This is a genomic window from Acinetobacter sp. 'aerobic (ED)' (assembly GCF_904886855.1).
Lineage (GTDB): Bacteria > Pseudomonadota > Gammaproteobacteria > Pseudomonadales > Moraxellaceae > Acinetobacter > Acinetobacter courvalinii.
Map to the genome: position 1 here is coordinate 66,100 of NZ_CAJHGI010000009.1, position 18,409 is coordinate 84,508.

Sequence of the window (18,409 nt, forward strand, 5' to 3'; positions counted from 1 at the left end):
TTTTGAAAGGTCAAAAGTAACCAAAAACCTTTTGTTGAGCAAACCGTACCTCCCTGTACGGTTGCTCAACAGGCGGCATCCTTGCCGCCTTCCGCGATAGCAAATACAGGGCTGATTCGTATTGAAGAATGAGCTACTTAAATAGTTACTTATAAACAGTAAGACTCCGTTGTGCTGATCTAGTTTGAGCATGCATAAGATATAGCTAGATTTTATATGGATGATCCAAAGGAGCCATCATGCGAACATTTTCTCCCAAAGTGGTGATTGATCGTTTACAGCAGATTGTTGGACGTCAGCATGTACTGAGTGATGACCAAAGTACACGGCAGTATCGTCAGGGCCGTCGTTTTGGTGAAGGCAAAGTATTTGCAGTGGTCATCCCGGGTACCTTGCTGGAACAGTGGCAGGTGCTGCAAGCGGCGATTGCAGCGGATTGTATCGTCATCATGCAAGCGGCCAATACGGGGCTGACGGGTGGCTCAACCCCTTATGGCGATGATTACGACCGCCCTGTATTAGTGATGAGTACACGCCGTTTAAAAGGCATTCAAGTCATTCATGAGGGTAAGCAGGTGATTTGTTTACCGGGGGCGACCTTGGACAATCTGGAGCAGATATTAAAAGGCTATGACCGTGAGCCGCATTCGGTGATTGGTTCTTCCTGTATCGGTGCTTCGGTATTGGGGGGTGTCTGTAATAATTCAGGCGGTGCCTTGGTTCGTCGTGGGCCTGCCTATACCGAATTGGCGCTGTATGCACAGGTCAATGCCCTAGGTCAGCTGGAATTGGTCAATCATCTGGGCGTCAACTTGGGTTCAACTCCTGAAGAAATCCTGACCCGTTTAGAACAGCAACGCTATCAAGCCGCAGATATTTTAGATGATGCTGAAAAGCAGGCATCCGATCAACATTATGCGCAAGATGTCACACAAGTGGATGCTGATAGTCCGGCGCGTTTTAATGCCGATCCTTCACGCCTGTTTGAAGCCTCGGGTTCGGCAGGCAAAGTCTGTGTCTTTGCGGTGCGTCTGGATACCTATGAAAAGGTAGAAAGCAGTGTGTTTTATATTGGTACAAATGATGCCGATGACCTGACTGCGATCCGCCGTTATTTACTGACTTCCTTGCCAAACCTGCCAATTGCAGGCGAATATATTCACCGTGATGCGTATCATATTGGTGAAAAATACGGCAAAGATACCTTCCTGTTTATTGAAAAATTTGGCACAGCCAATGTACCCAAGGCCTTTGCACTGAAAGATAAGGTCGATGGCTTTTTAGAAAAGTTTAAAATCAAAGGGCTGACCGATCATATTCTACAAGTGATCACGGCTTTGTTACCGAGCCATCTACCTAAACGGATGACCGAATATCGTGATCGTTACGAGCATCACTTGATGTTACGCGTTGAAAACAATTGCAAGACTCAGACCGAGCAATTTTTACATGACTATTTTGCAGTGCATTCATCAGGCAATTTCTTCCTGTGTGATGCTGAGGAAGGGCGTAAAGCCTTTTTGCATCGTTTTGCAGTGGCAGGTGCAGCAATTCGTTATCGTGATACCCATCGGGATGAAGTTGAAGATATTGTGGCGCTAGATATTGCCTTACGTCGCAATGACCGTGAATGGGTTGAACAATTGCCTGCCGAGATGGAACAGCAGATCCTTCATAAGCTCTATTATGGACACTTTTTCTGTCATGTCTTTCATCAGGATTACATTCTGAAAAAGGGCCATGATCCTTTAGCAATGGAACATCAAATGTGGCATTTACTTGATGCCCGCCGTGCGGAATATCCTGCCGAGCATAATGTCGGTCATCTGTATATTGCCAAGCCTGCACTGGCCAATTTCTACCAGAAACTTGATCCGAATAACTGTTTTAATGTCGGGATTGGACAGACCTCTAAATTGAAGTATTGGGGCAAGGCCAAGTCCTGACTTTCAATAAAACAGGCCATAAAAAAAGGCGCTTGAAGCGCCTTTTTTTTTAGGTGTTACAACTTAAGCGGTTGCAGCAGATTTTGCTAAAACTTCAGCCACTGCTTTGGCAACTTTGTACACGTTGTTCATGTTCAGACCTGCAACACAGATACGACCACTGCGTACCAAGTAGATTGCATATTCTTCACGAAGAATGTCTACTTGCTCAGCGGTTAAACCGGTGTAGCTGAACATGCCTTTTTGGTTGACAAGGTAGCTAAAATCACGGTCTGGGAGTGCTTTAGTTAGCTCATCTTTTAAGATGCTACGCATTTTGATAATACGCTCACGCATCTCTTTCACTTCGCCTTGCCATTGTTGATTGAGATCAGCGTCATTTAACACTTGATCAACCAACCAAGCACCTGTTGTAGGTGGGCTAGAGTAGATACGACGTACTGTGGCTTTCAACTGACCGAATGTGCATTTTGCTGCTTCTGCATCGTCACATACGAAAGTCAAACCGCCAACGCGCTCACCGTAAAGTGAGAAGATTTTAGAGAACGAGTTACTGACAATAAAGTTCAGACCCGCTTGGTCTAGAGCACGGATGGCATAAGCATCCTGTTCCATACCATCGCCAAAACCTTGATAGGCGATGTCGAGGAATGGAATCAGGTTACGTTCTTTTAATACCACAATCACTTGATCCCATTGTGTCGGGTTCAAGTCTGCACCTGTTGGGTTATGGCAGCATGGGTGCAATAACACAATGCTTTGTTCTGGCAATGTTTTTAACGTAGACAACATCCCCTCAAAATCAACGCCACGTGTTTCAGCATCGAAGTACGGGTAGAAGTTGCTCTTGATGCCTGCACCATTGAAGATGGCAACATGGTTATCCCAAGTTGGCTGGCTGACCCAAACTTCTGAATTTGGGAAGTAGGTTTTCAAGAAGTCTGCACCGACTTTTAATGCACCTGAACCACCAAGCGTTTGAATCGTTGCAACACGACCTTGTTGAATTGCAGGGCTATTTGCACCAAATAATAAGGCTTGAATCGCATCACGGTAAGGCTTGAAACCTTCCATTGGTAAATAAAGCTTGGTTTGCGTGTTTTTAGGGGCAATACGTTTTTGCGCTTCGATAATGGTATCAAGCTGAGGAACGATACTGTCTTCGTTATAGTACAAACCAATACTGAGGTTTACCTTTTCAGCACGCGAATCAGCATTGAACTGTTCCATGAGTGATAGGATCGGATCGCCTGCATAAGGTGGGATATGTTGAAACATTAACAATGTCCTTTTCTTCAACAAAGTGCATAGATGTCTGGGGAGGTCGGCGCTTCTGAAGCGGAACCTTCGATGCCCAATAATGTATCAATAAAGACTGCATGAAGCACGCTGTTATTTACATTTTGGTGCAGTATTTACTTACAAAATTTGTCGCCATGTGATCATTATAAAGATTGTCTACAATCAGGCTGTCATACCATGGTCGTAGCATGAACAGTCTAAGCCTGCCCAGTCGGTCGGATTGCAGGACTAAATGATGCGTAGAGCCGTAATTAAGTTATTGTTTTATCTATTTATATATAAGTTTTTTGATAGTACATTGATTCGCCGTTAAGTCAGGCTCATACAGTAGGATTGAAAGCATCAGTCTAATTTATTGTCGACAATCCTATTGCATTTTTTCTTTTACCTCGTTATAAAATCATCAAAACCGTAGAGATTGTCGACAATATGCAAGATACCCTTGTTCCTCACGCCCTCAGCACCAGTCAGGGAATGACCCTGACGGAACACGTATTCAAGCAAATTCAGTCGGCGATTGTATTGGGACAGATTCCTGCGGGCAGCAAGATTTCAGAACCTGAGCTGGCACGGATGTATGGCATCAGTCGAGGTCCATTGCGTGAGGCGATTCATCGGCTGGAAGGGCAAAAGCTGGTGGAACGAACGGCCCATGTTGGTGCGCGTGTGGTGTCACTGTCGTTACAGCAGTTTCAGGAACTCTATCAGATCCGTGCATCATTAGAAGGTTTGGCCTGTAAATTGGCCGCGCAGCATATTGATAAAAAACAGATTCTGGCCTTGCGTGATGTATTGCGTATGCATGCCGAGGATGAAAATTTTAAAGCAGGTAAGGGCTACTATTTGCAAGAAGGTCAGGACGACTTCCATTACTGCATTATCAAAAGCAGTGGTAATAAGACCCTCGAAAAAATGTTATGTGATGAGCTGTATCACCTCATCCGTATGTATCGAATCCAGTTTTCAAATACCCCAGATCGACCAAGCAAGGCTTGGGATGAACATATCCGCATTTTAGATGCGATTGCTGAAGGTGACGGTGAGCTTGCCGAAATGCTGATGCACCGTCACATCAATGCATCCTACAAAATTGTTGAGCAAACATTGCTGCAAAATCAAGGAGAACAACAACATGGCTAAACAGTCAGCTGGTCAGCTATTCCGCGACGCGGTCGCAAATGAAAAACCATTACAGGTGGTGGGTGCGATCAATGCCAATCATGCGTTATTGGCAAAACGCGCTGGCTACAAGGCGATCTATTTGTCTGGTGGTGGTGTTGCCGCAGGTTCTTTGGGCCTACCTGATTTGGGCATCAGTAACCTTGATGATGTATTGACCGATGTACGCCGTATTACAGACGTGTGTGACCTGCCGTTATTGGTCGATGTCGATACCGGTTTCGGTGCTTCTGCCTTTAATATCGCACGGACCACCAAGTCGATGATCAAATTTGGTGCTGCTGCCATGCATATCGAAGACCAGGTGGGTGCCAAGCGTTGCGGTCATCGTCCTAACAAGGCAATTGTAAGCCAGCAAGAAATGGTCGATCGTATTAAAGCCGCAGTTGATGCACGTACCGATGACAGTTTTGTGATCATGGCGCGTACCGATGCACTTGCGGTTGAAGGCTTGCAGGCAGCGATTGACCGTGCCGGCGCGTATATCGAAGCGGGTGCAGACATGCTGTTCCCTGAAGCCATCACTGAATTGGCGATGTATAAGCAGTTTGCAAATGCCACCAAAGTGCCTGTTTTAGCCAATATCACTGAATTTGGTTCAACGCCATTATTTACCACGGAAGAACTGGCTTCTGCCGATGTCAGCATTGCGCTGTATCCACTTTCTGCATTCCGTGCCATGAACAAGGCCGCAGAAAATGTTTATGAGACGCTGCGTAAAGAAGGTACGCAAAAGAATGTTGTCGATACCATGCAAACCCGTCAAGAACTGTATGAACGCATTAACTACCACGCGTTTGAACAATATCTTGATGGAACTTTTGCGAAGACTAAATAAGTAAAACCTTAATTCATAAGAGTTTAGGTTGAAATTTGCTATGCAGAAAAGTCATCTGCAACCTGCGCGGTTTAAACAATATATTGTTTCTGCGATAGATTGATTAAATGGTGTTATTGGACAGGTTTTGCAGATGACAATGGTTTTGCCTACTTTTCCCGAATGAAAAGTAGTTCGAACCGAAGGTTTATCCTGAAATAGGATGAGAACTCGGCACGACTCCGTTGAGTTGCTCAAAAATAAATTAAATAGATAGAAAAGGACAATCTTATGAGCAGTAATGAAACAACAACAGGCTTTAAACCAAAAAAATCAGTGGCCCTCAGCGGACAAGTGGCAGGCAACACCGCACTGTGTACCGTAGGCCGCAGCGGCAACGACTTACACTACCGCGGCTATGACATTCTCGACCTTGCAGTCGGCAGCCAGTTTGAAGAAGTGGCACACCTGCTGGTACACGGTAAATTACCAAACAAAGCCGAACTCAAAGCCTATAAAGCAAAATTAAAGGCACTCCGTGGCTTACCTGCAGCACTGAAAACTGCACTTGAGCAACTGCCGCCATCAGCACACCCAATGGATGTGATGCGTACCGGTGTATCAGTTTTAGGTTGTTTAACCCCTGAACATGAAGACCACAACGAAGCAGGCGCAAAAGACATCGCTGATAAATTGATGGCTAGCTTGGGCTCAATGTTGTTGTACTGGTATCACTTCAGCAACAACGGTCGTCGTATCGAAGTTGAAACCGATGATGACTCGATTGCTGCGCATTTCTTGCATCTCCTGCATGGTGAAGCGCCATCGGAAGAATGGATCCAAGCGATGCACACCTCTTTGATTCTGTATGCAGAGCATGAGTTCAACGCTTCAACCTTTACCTCACGTGTGGTGGCAGGGACAGGTTCAGATATGTATTCAGCCATTACTGGTGGTATCGGTGCGCTACGTGGCCCTAAACATGGTGGTGCCAATGAAGTGGCATTCGTGATTCAACAACGCTATGACAATGCTGATGAAGCCGAAGCTGATATTCGTAAACGTGTTGAAAATAAAGAAGTCGTGATTGGTTTTGGTCATCCGGTGTATACCGTGTCTGATCCACGTAACGAAGTGATCAAGCAAGTGGCGCGTGAACTGGCTGAAGCACAAGAAAATACCAAGATGTACCTCATCGCTGAGCGTTTAGAAGCGGTGATGAAAGAAGTGAAGAACATGTTCCCGAACCTCGACTGGTTCAGTGCAGTAAGCTATCACTTGATGGGCGTACCAACGGCCATGTTCACGCCATTATTCGTGATTGCACGTACTGCTGGCTGGTCTGCACACGTGATTGAACAACGTCAGGACGGCAAGATCATTCGTCCAAGCGCCAACTATACCGGCCCTGAAAACCTTGAATTCAAACCATTGGCGGAGCGTGGTTAATGAACACAAAATATCGTAAACCGCTGGCAGGTACCCAGCTCGAATACTATGACGTGCGTCAAGCCGTTGAAGATATTCAGCCAGGCGCATACGCAAAGCTGCCATACACCTCGAAAGTACTGGCTGAGCAGCTGGTGCGTAAAGCTGATGCCGAAAATTTAACGGCCTATTTAACCCAGCTGATCGAACGCCGTCAGGATCTCGATTTTCCGTGGTACCCGGCACGTGTGGTCTGTCACGACATCTTGGGACAAACCGCACTGGTGGATTTGGCTGGTTTGCGTGATGCGATTGCCGATAAAGGTGGTGATCCTTCTAAAGTCAATCCTGTGGTGCCAACCCAGTTGATCGTGGACCATTCATTGGCAGTGGAATATGGTGGTTTTGATCCGGATGCCTTTGAGAAAAACCGTGCCGTAGAAGACCGTCGTAATGAAGACCGTTTTCACTTTATTGAGTGGACCAAGACCGCCTTTAAAAATGTTGATGTGATTCCTGCGGGTAACGGCATCATGCATCAGATCAACCTGGAGAAAATGTCTCCAGTGATCCAAAACCGTGATGGTTTGGCGTTCCCTGATACCTGTGTCGGTACCGATTCACATACGCCACATACTGATGCATTGGGTGTGATTTCAGTCGGTGTCGGTGGTCTGGAAGCTGAAAACGTGATGCTTGGTCGTGCATCCTGGATGCGTCTGCCAGACATCATCGGGGTTGAGTTTGTCGGTCAGCGTCAGGCCGGTATCACCGCAACCGATATCGTGTTGGCATTGACTGAATTCTTGCGTAAAGAGCGTGTTGTTGGTGCTTATTTAGAGTTCTTCGGTGAAGGTGCTGACAGCATGTCGGTGGGCGACCGTGCCACCATCTCGAATATGACCCCTGAATATGGCGCAACTGCGGCGATGTTCTATATCGACCAGAACACCATCGACTATTTACGTCTGACCGGTCGTGAAGATGCGCAAGTGGCTTTGGTTGAGCAATATGCCAAAGAAATCGGGCTTTGGGCATCGGATATGACCCAAGCTGAATACCCACGTGTCCTTCGTTTTGACCTTTCAACAGTGACCCGTAACATTGCCGGCCCATCAAACCCACATGCACGTGTCTCTACGGCTGACTTGAAAGAGAAAGGCATTGCTGGTGTAGTTGAAAACCGTACTGATGGCTTAATGCCTGATGGCGCAATCATTATTGCGGCCATTACCTCTTGTACCAATACCTCTAACCCGCGTAATACCGTGGCGGCAGGTCTGTTGGCACGTAAGGCCAATGAGCTCGGTTTAGTGCGTAAACCTTGGGTGAAATCCTCATTTGCACCGGGTTCAAAAGCGGCTGCACTGTATCTTGAAGAAGCGGGTGTACTCAAAGACCTTGAGAAGCTGGGCTTTGGTATCGTGGCTTATGCTTGTACCACCTGTAATGGTATGTCAGGCGCACTTGATCCCGTGATTCAGCAAGAAATCATTGATCGTGACCTGTATGCGACTGCGGTACTTTCGGGTAACCGTAACTTCGATGGCCGTATCCATCCATACGCAAAACAGGCATTCCTTGCATCTCCGCCACTTGTGGTGGCTTATGCGATTGCAGGAACCATTCGTTTTGACATTGAAAAAGATGCGCTGGGTACAGACAAAGACGGTAAGCCGATTTACCTGAAAGATATCTGGCCTTCAGATGCTGAAATTGATGCACTTGTGAAAGAAGCGGTGAAGCCTGAACAGTTCCGTAAAGTCTACATTCCAATGTTTGACTTGGGCGAAGTTGAACAAGCCGAAAGTCCGTTATATGACTGGCGTCCGCAGAGTACTTACATCCGCCGTCCACCATACTGGGAAGGGGCGTTGGCTGCACCACGTACCTTAGCCAATATGCGTCCGTTAGCGATCTTGGGTGACAACATCACCACCGATCATTTGTCACCATCGAATGCGATTCTGATGGATTCGGCTGCGGGTGAATACCTGCATAAAATGGGCGTACCTGAAGAAGACTTCAACTCGTATGCAACCCATCGTGGTGACCATTTAACGGCACAGCGAGCAACCTTTGCCAACCCGAAACTGTTTAATGAAATGGTAGTCCGTTCCGACGGCAGCATTAAGCAGGGTTCAAAAGCGCGTGTCGAGCCAGAAGGCGAAGTGATGCGTATGTGGGAAGCGATTGAAACCTACATGAACCGTAAGCAACCATTAATCATTGTGGCGGGTGCGGATTATGGTCAGGGTTCAAGTCGTGATTGGGCTGCGAAAGGTGTTCGTCTTGCAGGTGTTGAAGCGATTGTGGCTGAAGGTTTTGAGCGTATTCACCGTACTAACTTGGTAGGTATGGGCGTTTTACCGCTTGAGTTTAAGCCGGGTGTGAACCGTAAAACCTTAAAGTTGGATGGTACGGAGCTGTATAGCGTGATTGGTAATATTGCACCGCGTTCGACATTAACGTTAGTGATTGAGCGTGCTACAGCGGATGGTAAGGAAGAAATTCTGGAAGTGCCTGTAACCTGTCGTTTAGATACAGAAGAAGAAGTTTCTGTATATGAAGCGGGTGGGGTATTACAGCGTTTTGCACAAGACTTTTTAGAAGGCCAAGTGGCGTAATACTTTGATCTGAAAATAATTGATTCAGTTTAATAAAAGCCCTATCTTAATGATGGGGTTTTATTTTTTGAGTGTATATGCGAGATTTAGGACAATTAGGTGAAAGCACTTTTGCAATGTGGTGTGCTCAAGTTGGTTTAATTGCAAATAATTCATCAATTGATAAAACTGGATGGGATTATTATGTAGAATTCCCAATATCTTCAAATATAACTACTCATGAATTACATAAATCAGCTTTTGAATGTAAAGTCCAAGTTAAAGCAACGGATAAGCAAGATAGAAAACTACCTGTTACTGTTTCAAATCTTCGGCGGATGGCAACTTTACAAATGCCAGCGTTTTATATTTTTCTAGAGTTTGATGGTAAGAATGAAGTTCAAAATGCATTTGTTTTACATATAGATAATGAATTGATTTATAAAATTCTTAAAAGAGTCCATCAAATAGAACAAAGTGAAAATAATAAAGATCTAAATAAGAGAACAATTACTCTTACTTATAGTGAACAGCAAAGAATTGAGAAATTAGATGGTGAAAATCTAAAACAAACTCTGCTGAAATATATAGGTGAAAACTATTCTGACTACATAGTTAGTAAAAATAAATATTTACAAGAGTGTGGTTTTGAGGATGGATATGGGACGGTTCAATTCTCTATTGAAGGTGAAGATGGTATTCGGAAAATTATTGATGCTTCTTTGGGGTTAGAGGAGGAGATAGATGTCCAAAATTTAATTAATATTGAAAAGAGATTTGGAATACCATCTAAAAAGTCTAGTTTTGAAATACCTAACGCCAAATTAAGTTTAGGGATGCATCCACCAAAAAGAGGAAAAATTAGATTTAAAGAAGACAGCCTCTCTAGTGGTTTAGTATTTGATATAGTTTTTTATAACTCACCTTTTAGTTTTAATGAGTTTAGAGAATTTGCAAAATTTAGAGTTGTTGGTGATTTCTTTGATATGACTTTAGAGCCATATAAAAAGCAATCTAATTATAGTTTTACTTTAGGTGAGAATAAGAGGTTTGAGTTAAAAAAATTAAAAGATGCTATTGGTTTAATTGAGCTGATGAGTAGAGATAACCAAAATATTATTATGGTGTTGGAAATAGAAAGTTTTAAGCCTTTACTATTTGATTTAAAAACTAAATTTGTAAAAAGAGAGTTAAGTATATTTGATGACTTGTTGGATAATGCATTACAAATATGTTTTAAAAATAAAATTTATGATGAGATATCTATTTCTATACAGGAATTATATAACTATAGAGAAGAAATTAAACAGTTTCATACTATAATTACTAAAACGAATGAATGTGATTTTAGAGCTGAGTTTGAGGTGGATAGTAAATATACATTTGAATTCGAGAAAACGACTTCGATTTCGGCTGTATTTTGTAGGTTAGGTAGTCATTGTATAGGAGCAATCCTAACAATTATTGGTAAACCTGAGGAAATATCAGAAAATAAATTTAGGATTGATAAAGGTGAGTTAATGATAGAAAGAATCCTGATTTTTACGCGAGAACATGAAAATATTAATGAAGATATTAGTAGAGTAATAAAAAGTACAATAAGCAAATATACAGATACATATGATGTTTTTTATAACTGGGGGGATGAAGCTGTATAGAATGCCTGACATTCCTATAGAAATATTTCATATATGATTTGTGCCGTATTTTATGAAATTATTTTTAGAGAGAAAAGTATAAATTTTACTCTTCACCTTTCCGCCATCACCACTCGTCGGAAAGGTCAATAAATAATCAAAACTATCACGCTATAGTATATGTACCATTTCTAAAATCTATGGAGAGCAAAGATGGTAACTGCTGGCGAAAAACCTGGAACAGGCTTCTATTTTTGTGTTCAATGCGGACACCGCACCTATTTAGAAATTGGTACTGATCGTTTACCTCCGTGTACCAAATGCCTTGGCAATCAATTCAACAGTAAGAATGCCTAAGCCGCAAAATACCAAACAGTTACCCACTGTTTGAATAAAAGCCCTATCCCTTGATAGGGCTTTTTGTTACCTTAAAAATAAGATTTAAATAACAAGACCTGTCATAGGCATAGAAAGGTAATCCGTGATGGAAACAATTTTAGGACTCTGTATTGGCGTTGGACTCAGCGCAGCCTGTGGATTTCGTGTCTTTGTGCCGCTGTTGGCGATGAGCATTGCTACCCTCATGGGATGGTATCAACCTGCCCAAGGCTTTGAATGGCTGGCTCTTCCATCGGTGTGTATGGCACTGGGTTTTGCTACCATTTGTGAAATTGCAGCCTACTATGTGCCGTGGGTAGATAACCTGTTAGATACCATTGCGACACCTGCAGCTGTAGTGGCAGGGACACTGACCACGATGGCAGTCAGCAGTGGCGAAATGTCGCAGTTTGCGACTTGGGCTGCTGCATTGATTGTCGGTGGTGGAACCGCAGGCGTGGTGCAAATGAGTACGGTAGCGGCACGCGGGGTTTCGACGGCAACCACAGGTGGGCTGGGTAATTTTGTGGTGGCTACCGGTGAATTGATTGGCTCGATCTTATTATCCATTCTCGCCTTTATCATGCCTGTGCTGATTACCGTTGTGGTGATCATTTTAGTGATCGTCACGGCACGCTGGATTCGTGCAAAACGCCAGCAGAAACTCAGCCATTCCCTGTAAAGGCCATAACAGTAATCACGCCCTAAATGATGAAATAACAATGAAGAAGAAATGTATTGCACTGATCTTGGCTTGCTCAAGCCTATCCATATTGCCGCAAACAACGTTTGCTCAAGCACAGCCAACGGCAGAAGAGCTGAAGCTGCGCAAAGATAAAGTCACTTATAAAGCTTATCTCCCTGCAAAATATCAACTGTTTGAAACGATTGAAGGCGACCTGAATAAAGATGGTTTGAAGGATGTGGTACTGATCGTCAAAGCCACCGATCCCAAAGCCTTTGTACAGGATGAATATCGTGGGCGCTTAGACCGCAACCGCCGTGGTGTGATTGTATTGCTGAATCAAAAAGGTACATACAAAGCGATCGTCACTAACCTAAATTGTTTTAGCTCGGAAAATGAAGATGGCGGGGTCTATTTCCCACCTGATCTATGGTTTGAAATTAAAAATAATCTATTGAGTGTCTATTATTCGCATGGACGTTATGGTTATTGGCGTTACCTGTTCCGTCTGGAAGGCAATGATCTACGCCTGATTGGTTATGATGATTCAAGTAATCATGGCCCGCTCATTCAAAGCCAGACCAGTATTAACTTTTTAACGGGTAAAAAACTCATTCGTGAAAATTTAAGCCAAGACCCAGAAGAAGATCCAAGATTTAAAGAAACATGGAGCAAAATCAATCAGCTACCGATCTATCTGTCCAAAGTGAAAGACTTTAATGATTTAAGTTTTTAAGCACTGACGACTATCGAAAAAACAGTCAGAACCGCGTAAATTAGCGGCACTGATAATATTGCGTTCAAGCTTATGATGATTACTTGGATTCTGTTCACCCTGATGGCTGCATTCATGCAGGCTTGGCGCAATGCATTTCAAAAACAACTCAGCACTACTGTCGATGTCTACGGTACCACGCTGGCGCGATTTATCTTTTCACCGATCTTTGCCTTTAGCTATCTGGCCTTTCTGTATCTGCATCAGCCTGTCACCGCATCGGTGCATTTTTCCGATAAATTCTGGTTCTATATTGTGATTGCAGGCATTAGCCAGATTTATGCTACGGCCTTGATGGTGAAACTGTTTCAGCAAAAGAACTATGCCATTGGCGTGGGACTCGCCAAAAGTGAAGCGATCTTGGCCGCCTTGGTCGGGGTACTATTCTTACAGGAACATCTCAGCACATGGGGCTGGGTCGGGGTGGTGATTGGGGCGCTGGCGGTATTCTTACTGAGTAAAGGCAAACAACAGTCTGATCTGTCCTTGAAAACGCTGATGATTGGGCTGGGTAGCGGGCTGTGTTTTGCCATCACCTCTTTATTGGTGCGTGAAGCCAGTCTGGAACTGAGCATGTTGCCATTCCTGCATCGTGCCGCTTGGGTGTTGTGCAGTCTGATCAGCTTTCAATGCATGGTATTGCTGATCTATCTCGGTTTTTTTAGTCGACCAACGCTCTATAAAATGTGGCAGCGTGTTGGACTGACCTTAAGAGTGAGTATTTGTAGTTTTCTGGCCTCGGTTGGCTGGTTTAGTGCCATGAGTATGCAGACCGTCGCTATCGTCAAAACGCTGGGGCAGGTTGAAATCTTATTTAGTTTGTTGATTTCGGCCTTTTTCTTTAAGGAGAAACTCGCCAAAACCGATCATTTAGGTCTGTGGCTGGTGATTGTGGCCGCGATTATGGTGATTTGGGCCTAAATCACAATCTCTTTTTGAAAAAATACACATGTAAATTTGAATTTATCGGAATATAAATCGTAGTTTTTTAACAGAAGTGGGAAATATTTCAATATTTATTTTTTGGCATGAAAAATTATTTCATTGGGCGTAAAAAATAGCAGTTTTTAGGAAAACAATCCCGCCGTGATCTGCCTAAACTATGTCTCAAGGGTGTGAAAGGGATCGAAAAGAGTAGCATGCACCGACGCTTATAAAGCAAGTGTGTACGTACCCAAAAGGTCTCGATTCGGCTTAGGACGCTATAGATCAAAAGTTTATAGGCAAAGGTTATGGCTTACAAAGTCATAGGTGTTGAAGTAAACAACCTCTGTTTTCCCTTGATACCCTAAAAAATTTAACCAAATAGAAAATAATAATCAGCGCCAAATAATAAACACTGCATCAATAAAATCAAAAACGAATGTGATATCCATCCTGTAATCCTGCCATTATGAAGATAAGTCGATATTTTTATATTAAAAAACAAAATGATATAATTTTCTTTATACCTAAAAATCAAAACATGATCACAGGAACAGGTCAATACAAGAATGAATCAGTTTGAGCTTAAAATCCGCTATCCCCATCAGATCAATCGTAATGAAATCGATGCGATGGGGACATTTGACCTGGCCTCGATTTTAATTAAATTTGACGAGATGAGCTGGCGTCAGCAACTGGTTCGTCAATTACAGCTCAACGGTGCCGATACCCGTTTTATCGTGACCGATCTTGATACCGGTCAGACTATTGCCATTACGCTGGATGCCTATGCCAAATCACAACAACTGGAATTTAAACTGGACAGCGATGTTGTGGTGATTGTGCCGAAAAAAGATGTATTTGGACTGGTGACCCGTAAAAGTAAAGACACCATCGCCTTTAAACAGTTAAGTCTGGCGCGGGCAAAAGACTATCTGATTGCCTTTTTAAACCGGGACATTGCCTTGCTGGAACAGAAATATAAAGACAACTTAAGCAAAGGCATCAAAGTTCATTTTTAATCATTCACCGCTCTGGCCGATAACATCAGCCTGTTGCGAAACTGTTGTGCAGCACTATAATCGCTGCTGTTTCCGTCCTCGTGCCTGCCTGGCTATTTTCTCATGCCTTTAAATGACAACTTTGTATATGCTCCTCCACAACATCCCTTAGAAATCATCTATGAAGATGAGGACCTGATTGTGGTGAACAAGCCTGCGGGATTATTATCGGTGATGGGACGTTTACCCGAGCATCAGGACAGTGCCTATTTACGGGTTTTACAACAGCATCCTGCGGCCAAAGTGACGCATCGTCTGGATATGGCGACCTCCGGGCTGTTGATGTTTGCCAAGCATCGTGAAGCAGAAGTCGCCGTCAGTAAAATGTTTCAGGCACGAACCGTCAAGAAATACTATCAAGCACTGGTACAAGGCGAGATTCAGGCCGAGGGCAGTGTTGACGTTCCGCTGATTACCGATTGGGAGAACCGTCCACGCCAGATGGTGCATTTTGAACTGGGCAAGCAGGCCAAAACCTTATTCCAGCGTATCGATTATGATGCGGCAACCGATCAAAGCCGTGTCCGTCTGGAACCGGTAACAGGGCGTTCGCATCAATTGCGGGTGCACATGATGCACATTGGCCATCCGATCATGGGCGATAAACTGTATCATCCTGAGCCTGCCCGCTTTCATTTAACCCGCATGGCACTGCATGCCGCTTATCTGGCCTTTCAGCATCCACTCAGGCAGCATCAGGTTGAAATTCATTCTGAGGTAAACTTCTAAAAGACCATAAAAAACAGGCAAGCTGATGTATTCGATTCAACAGGTGCTTTGGCAGACCTTGCTGCCTACACAACAACGGCAACTCAAAACCTTGTTGCTGGAGGCCGATCCGGATTGGGCGGCGATAGAGGCCTATCTATTTAACTCAGATATGTTTGTGCTGCTCAATCAGCAGGCACAGATCATTGCCCAGCTGTGTTTATGCAAAAGCGATGATCAGGCTGAAATTAAAAATCTGGCTGTAGATGCAGGTTATCAAGGGCAGGGTTTGGCTAAAACACTGATTCAGCATGCGATTGCGTATGCTCAACAGCTGAAGGTTCATACGTTATGGGTCAAGACGGGCAACTCCAGTCTGGATCAATTGGCGCTGTATCAAAAATGTGGTTTTAGGCTGTCACATATTGAAGCGGATGTTTTTAAAGATTATCCGGCGCCGATTTATGAAAACGGGATTCGCTGCCTCGATCAGGTGGTGCTATCGATTGTATTTGAGTGAGCGAATAGATCATTCACTGAAAGCTATTTATTTTTTCACTACAATAATGTTATCAACACGTCTAAAAACTGCAATAAAAATCGGTTAATCTATAGCCAAATATCAAGTCCAAAACACAACAAAGGATATGCATATGACACGTGATTATGACAAATTTCCAGATAATGATAACGGCAACGTCCTGTGGCAGATGGTTGAAGATGGCAATGACCTGAATGAACCCCATGAAGTTGAATTTTCGATTGTTTTTGAGACGCAGGAACAAATTGAAAAATGTGCCTTACACCTTTTACACCAAGAGCAAAAAATCTCCCTTTATCAAGAAGAGCAACATTCAGACGGGTCGGATCTGTGGGTGCTGAATATCCATGTGAATATGATCCTGGAATATGAAGATATTGCTGATCTGGAAGAGTGGATGACCAAGATTGCTCAGGAGTTTAATGGTGAATATGATGGCTGGGGCTGTATGAGCTACATTTATGACGAAGAAGATGAGTAAGCGGATCACTGTTTGAGTAAAGGCCCTGTTTAAAGGGCTTTTTTATTGTGTATGCTTGGAGGCTAGACACCCATATCCAGATATAAAGATTCTTTCACTTCCTCCATCACCACATAGCTATGCGAAGAAGCAGAGGCAGGTAGTTTTTTCAGTAAATCCCCTAACAGACGACGGTAGGCGCTCATTTCTTTGAGACGTGCTTTCACCAGATAATCAAATTCTCCTGAAATCAGATGGCATTCCAGAACCTCTGGAATATCCACCAGATCACGTGCGACCTGATCAAAGACATCGCCCGATTTCGCCGACAGTTTGATTTCCAGAAACACCAACAGGTTTCGGTCGACGTATTCCGGATTGAGGCGGGCGTAGTAGCCCATGATGATGCCTTCACGCTCCAGACGCTTGACCCGTTCTGAACAGGGTGTGGTCGATAAGTTGACCCGTGAAGCCAGCTCACTGATCGCAATACGTCCTTCCCGCTGCAGAATATCTAAAATCAGGCGATCAATCCGGTCTAATTTACGCATCATATATTCCCTTTTATTTTAATTTTTCCGTGACGAAAACATCAAATTACCTGGATTATACCCATAAAATCAGTGAAAAAAACTATTGATCCAAAAATATACTAGTTAAATAAACTAGTGTGTGCGTGAGGGAACGACGATGCGCGTAATCGTTTTAGGAAGTGGCGTCATTGGTGTGGCAAGTGCCTATTATCTTGCACAACAAGGTGCGCAAGTGACGGTACTTGACCGTCAATCAGGACCTGCAAAAGAAACCAGCTTTGGTAACGCAGGCCAAATCTCCCCAGGATATTCAACGCCGTGGGCAGCCCCTGGCATTCCGTTTAAAGCGGTTAAGTGGATGTTCCAGCATCACGCGCCCTTAGCGATTAATATTGATGGCAGTATGTGGCAGTTGCAGTGGATGGCACAGATGCTGAAAAACTGTAATCCACAGAGCTATGCGGTCAATAAAGAACGCATGATGCGTGTTGCAGAATATAGCCGTGACTGCTTACGTGATCTAAGAGCGCAAACAGGCATCAACTATGAAAACCGCGCCAAAGGTACGCTACAGGTGTTCCGTAGCGAAGCGCAGCTTGAAGCGGTACAACGTGATATTGAAGTGCTGAAAGAATGTGGCGTTGATTTTGATTTACTCAATGCTCAGGAACTGGCAAGTGTTGAACCTGCTTTAGCGCATACCGATAAACTGGTCGGTGGTTTGCATTTACCGAATGATGAAACCGGCGATTGTTATCTGTTTACCAATGCCTTGGCGAAACTGGCTCAAGACTTGGGCGTAGAGTTCAAGTTTGATCAAAATGTCGAAAACCTGATTGTTGAAGGCGACCAGATCAAAGGTGTTGTAGTCAATGGCGAAGTCCTGACTGCGGATCGCTATGTTCTGGCCTTTGGTAGTTATTCACGTGATTTCCTTAAACCGCTTGAGCTGAATTTGCCTGTGTATCCGGTTAAGGGCTATTCACTGACCATTCCAATTGTGGAACCAAAATTTGCACCACAATCAACGGTACTGGATGAAACCTACAAGGTTGCCCTGACCCGTTTTGACCAGCGTATCCGCGTTGGTGGTATGGCAGAACTGAGTGGTTTTAATTTGGGACTGAAAGAAGACCGTCGTGCCACGCTGGAAATGGTGACGCAGGACCTGTTCCCGGGCGGTGACTTATCTCAGGCTTCATTCTGGACAGGCTTACGTCCGATGACCCCAGACAGTACCCCGATTATTGGTGCAACAAAATATAAAAATCTGTTCCTGAATACCGGTCATGGAACGCTTGGTTGGACCATGGCGTGCGGTTCTGGCAAGTTGATCAGTGATCTGGTTATGAACCATCGTCCAGAGATCAGTACCGACGGTTTATCCATTCAGCGTTATTCACACGCTGCATAACCACGCTTTACAAGG

At 44.0% G+C, this 18,409-nt stretch carries 17 protein-coding genes; 15 read left to right on the forward strand and 2 right to left on the reverse strand.

Annotated elements, in window-relative coordinates:
• Nucleotides 1–239: 239 nt before the first annotated feature.
• The gene (gene dld / locus JO943_RS16360) at nt 240–1,946 is read left to right on the forward strand and encodes a D-lactate dehydrogenase (RefSeq protein ID WP_202741330.1); all 1,707 of its coding nucleotides are present in this window, start codon (nt 240–242) and stop codon (nt 1,944–1,946) included.
• Nucleotides 1,947–2,009: 63 nt separating this feature from the next.
• On the opposite strand, the gene JO943_RS16365 is transcribed toward dld, so the two are convergent.
• On the reverse strand, nt 2,010–3,224 hold the full coding sequence (locus JO943_RS16365) for an aromatic amino acid transaminase (protein WP_202741331.1): 1,215 nt from the start codon (nt 3,222–3,224) through the stop codon (nt 2,010–2,012).
• A 453-nt stretch (nt 3,225–3,677) separates the two neighbouring features.
• Between JO943_RS16365 and JO943_RS16370 the strand changes: the two genes are divergently transcribed.
• The 13 genes from JO943_RS16370 (at nt 3,678) to JO943_RS16430 (ending at nt 16,468) form a co-directional block, all read left to right on the forward strand.
• Nucleotides 3,678–4,388 carry a GntR family transcriptional regulator gene (locus JO943_RS16370; protein WP_202741332.1) on the forward strand — a complete coding sequence of 237 codons (711 nt, stop codon included), beginning with the start codon at nt 3,678–3,680 and terminating at the stop codon, nt 4,386–4,388.
• Nucleotides 4,381–5,265, forward strand: coding sequence for a methylisocitrate lyase (gene prpB / locus JO943_RS16375; RefSeq protein ID WP_202741333.1), 885 nt, complete (start codon nt 4,381–4,383; stop codon nt 5,263–5,265). The genes JO943_RS16370 and prpB overlap by 8 nt, the downstream gene beginning before the upstream one ends.
• A 270-nt stretch (nt 5,266–5,535) precedes the next feature.
• The gene (gene prpC / locus JO943_RS16380) at nt 5,536–6,693 is read left to right on the forward strand and encodes a 2-methylcitrate synthase (protein WP_202741334.1); all 1,158 of its coding nucleotides are present in this window, start codon (nt 5,536–5,538) and stop codon (nt 6,691–6,693) included.
• Nucleotides 6,693–9,299, forward strand: coding sequence for a Fe/S-dependent 2-methylisocitrate dehydratase AcnD (gene acnD, locus JO943_RS16385; protein WP_202741335.1), 2,607 nt, complete (start codon nt 6,693–6,695; stop codon nt 9,297–9,299). Before prpC ends, acnD begins: the two co-directional genes overlap by 1 nt.
• 77 nt (nt 9,300–9,376) lie before the next feature.
• Nucleotides 9,377–10,936: a DUF4365 domain-containing protein gene (locus tag JO943_RS16390; protein ID WP_202741336.1), complete on the forward strand. Its 1,560-nt coding sequence runs from the start codon at nt 9,377–9,379 to the stop codon at nt 10,934–10,936.
• A gap of 192 nt (nt 10,937–11,128) precedes the next feature.
• Complete coding sequence (locus JO943_RS16395) at nt 11,129–11,272, forward strand: zinc ribbon-containing protein (RefSeq protein WP_004637424.1); 144 nt, start codon at nt 11,129–11,131, stop codon at nt 11,270–11,272.
• Nucleotides 11,273–11,399: 127 nt separating this feature from the next.
• A complete protein-coding gene (locus JO943_RS16400) occupies nt 11,400–11,975 on the forward strand; it encodes a DUF4126 domain-containing protein (protein ID WP_202741337.1) in 576 nt (191 codons plus the stop codon).
• A gap of 40 nt (nt 11,976–12,015) precedes the next feature.
• Nucleotides 12,016–12,714, forward strand: a complete 699-nt coding sequence (locus JO943_RS16405) for a hypothetical protein (protein WP_202741338.1) — start codon at nt 12,016–12,018, stop codon at nt 12,712–12,714.
• A gap of 72 nt (nt 12,715–12,786) precedes the next feature.
• Nucleotides 12,787–13,674, forward strand: coding sequence for a DMT family transporter (locus tag JO943_RS16410; RefSeq protein WP_202741339.1), 888 nt, complete (start codon nt 12,787–12,789; stop codon nt 13,672–13,674).
• Between the two features lie 572 nt (nt 13,675–14,246).
• Entirely contained in the window at nt 14,247–14,699 is a 453-nt protein-coding gene (locus JO943_RS16415) for a hypothetical protein (RefSeq protein ID WP_202741340.1), read from the forward strand.
• 102 nt (nt 14,700–14,801) lie between these two features.
• Nucleotides 14,802–15,467 (forward strand): pseudouridine synthase, encoded by a 666-nt coding sequence (locus JO943_RS16420; RefSeq protein ID WP_150956828.1) that lies wholly within the window; start codon nt 14,802–14,804, stop codon nt 15,465–15,467.
• Between the two features lie 25 nt (nt 15,468–15,492).
• The gene (locus tag JO943_RS16425) at nt 15,493–15,966 is read left to right on the forward strand and encodes a GNAT family N-acetyltransferase (protein ID WP_202741341.1); all 474 of its coding nucleotides are present in this window, start codon (nt 15,493–15,495) and stop codon (nt 15,964–15,966) included.
• 133 nt (nt 15,967–16,099) lie between these two features.
• Nucleotides 16,100–16,468, forward strand: coding sequence for a ribonuclease E inhibitor RraB (locus JO943_RS16430; RefSeq protein WP_199950004.1), 369 nt, complete (start codon nt 16,100–16,102; stop codon nt 16,466–16,468).
• 62 nt (nt 16,469–16,530) lie between these two features.
• Here the strand turns inward: JO943_RS16430 and JO943_RS16435 are convergent, their stop codons facing one another.
• Nucleotides 16,531–16,998, reverse strand: a complete 468-nt coding sequence (locus JO943_RS16435) for an Lrp/AsnC ligand binding domain-containing protein (RefSeq protein WP_004773316.1) — start codon at nt 16,996–16,998, stop codon at nt 16,531–16,533.
• Nucleotides 16,999–17,137: 139 nt separating this feature from the next.
• Between JO943_RS16435 and JO943_RS16440 the strand changes: the two genes are divergently transcribed.
• Nucleotides 17,138–18,394, forward strand: coding sequence for a D-amino acid dehydrogenase (locus JO943_RS16440; protein WP_032870935.1), 1,257 nt, complete (start codon nt 17,138–17,140; stop codon nt 18,392–18,394).
• Nucleotides 18,395–18,409: the final 15 nt, after the last annotated feature.

What these genes read in the sequence shown, in the direction of transcription:
- dld (WP_202741330.1), top strand. Translation starts at nt 240, where the DNA reads ATGCGAACATTTTCTCCCAAAGTGGTGATTGATCGTTTACAGCAGATT.
- JO943_RS16365 (WP_202741331.1), bottom strand. Translation starts at nt 3,224, where the DNA reads ATGTTTCAACATATCCCACCTTATGCAGGCGATCCGATCCTATCACTC.
- JO943_RS16370 (WP_202741332.1), top strand. Translation starts at nt 3,678, where the DNA reads ATGCAAGATACCCTTGTTCCTCACGCCCTCAGCACCAGTCAGGGAATG.
- prpB (WP_202741333.1), top strand. Translation starts at nt 4,381, where the DNA reads ATGGCTAAACAGTCAGCTGGTCAGCTATTCCGCGACGCGGTCGCAAAT.
- prpC (WP_202741334.1), top strand. Translation starts at nt 5,536, where the DNA reads ATGAGCAGTAATGAAACAACAACAGGCTTTAAACCAAAAAAATCAGTG.
- acnD (WP_202741335.1), top strand. Translation starts at nt 6,693, where the DNA reads ATGAACACAAAATATCGTAAACCGCTGGCAGGTACCCAGCTCGAATAC.
- JO943_RS16390 (WP_202741336.1), top strand. Translation starts at nt 9,377, where the DNA reads ATGCGAGATTTAGGACAATTAGGTGAAAGCACTTTTGCAATGTGGTGT.
- JO943_RS16395 (WP_004637424.1), top strand. Translation starts at nt 11,129, where the DNA reads ATGGTAACTGCTGGCGAAAAACCTGGAACAGGCTTCTATTTTTGTGTT.
- JO943_RS16400 (WP_202741337.1), top strand. Translation starts at nt 11,400, where the DNA reads ATGGAAACAATTTTAGGACTCTGTATTGGCGTTGGACTCAGCGCAGCC.
- JO943_RS16405 (WP_202741338.1), top strand. Translation starts at nt 12,016, where the DNA reads ATGAAGAAGAAATGTATTGCACTGATCTTGGCTTGCTCAAGCCTATCC.
- JO943_RS16410 (WP_202741339.1), top strand. Translation starts at nt 12,787, where the DNA reads ATGATGATTACTTGGATTCTGTTCACCCTGATGGCTGCATTCATGCAG.
- JO943_RS16415 (WP_202741340.1), top strand. Translation starts at nt 14,247, where the DNA reads ATGAATCAGTTTGAGCTTAAAATCCGCTATCCCCATCAGATCAATCGT.
- JO943_RS16420 (WP_150956828.1), top strand. Translation starts at nt 14,802, where the DNA reads ATGCCTTTAAATGACAACTTTGTATATGCTCCTCCACAACATCCCTTA.
- JO943_RS16425 (WP_202741341.1), top strand. Translation starts at nt 15,493, where the DNA reads ATGTATTCGATTCAACAGGTGCTTTGGCAGACCTTGCTGCCTACACAA.
- JO943_RS16430 (WP_199950004.1), top strand. Translation starts at nt 16,100, where the DNA reads ATGACACGTGATTATGACAAATTTCCAGATAATGATAACGGCAACGTC.
- JO943_RS16435 (WP_004773316.1), bottom strand. Translation starts at nt 16,998, where the DNA reads ATGCGTAAATTAGACCGGATTGATCGCCTGATTTTAGATATTCTGCAG.
- JO943_RS16440 (WP_032870935.1), top strand. Translation starts at nt 17,138, where the DNA reads ATGCGCGTAATCGTTTTAGGAAGTGGCGTCATTGGTGTGGCAAGTGCC.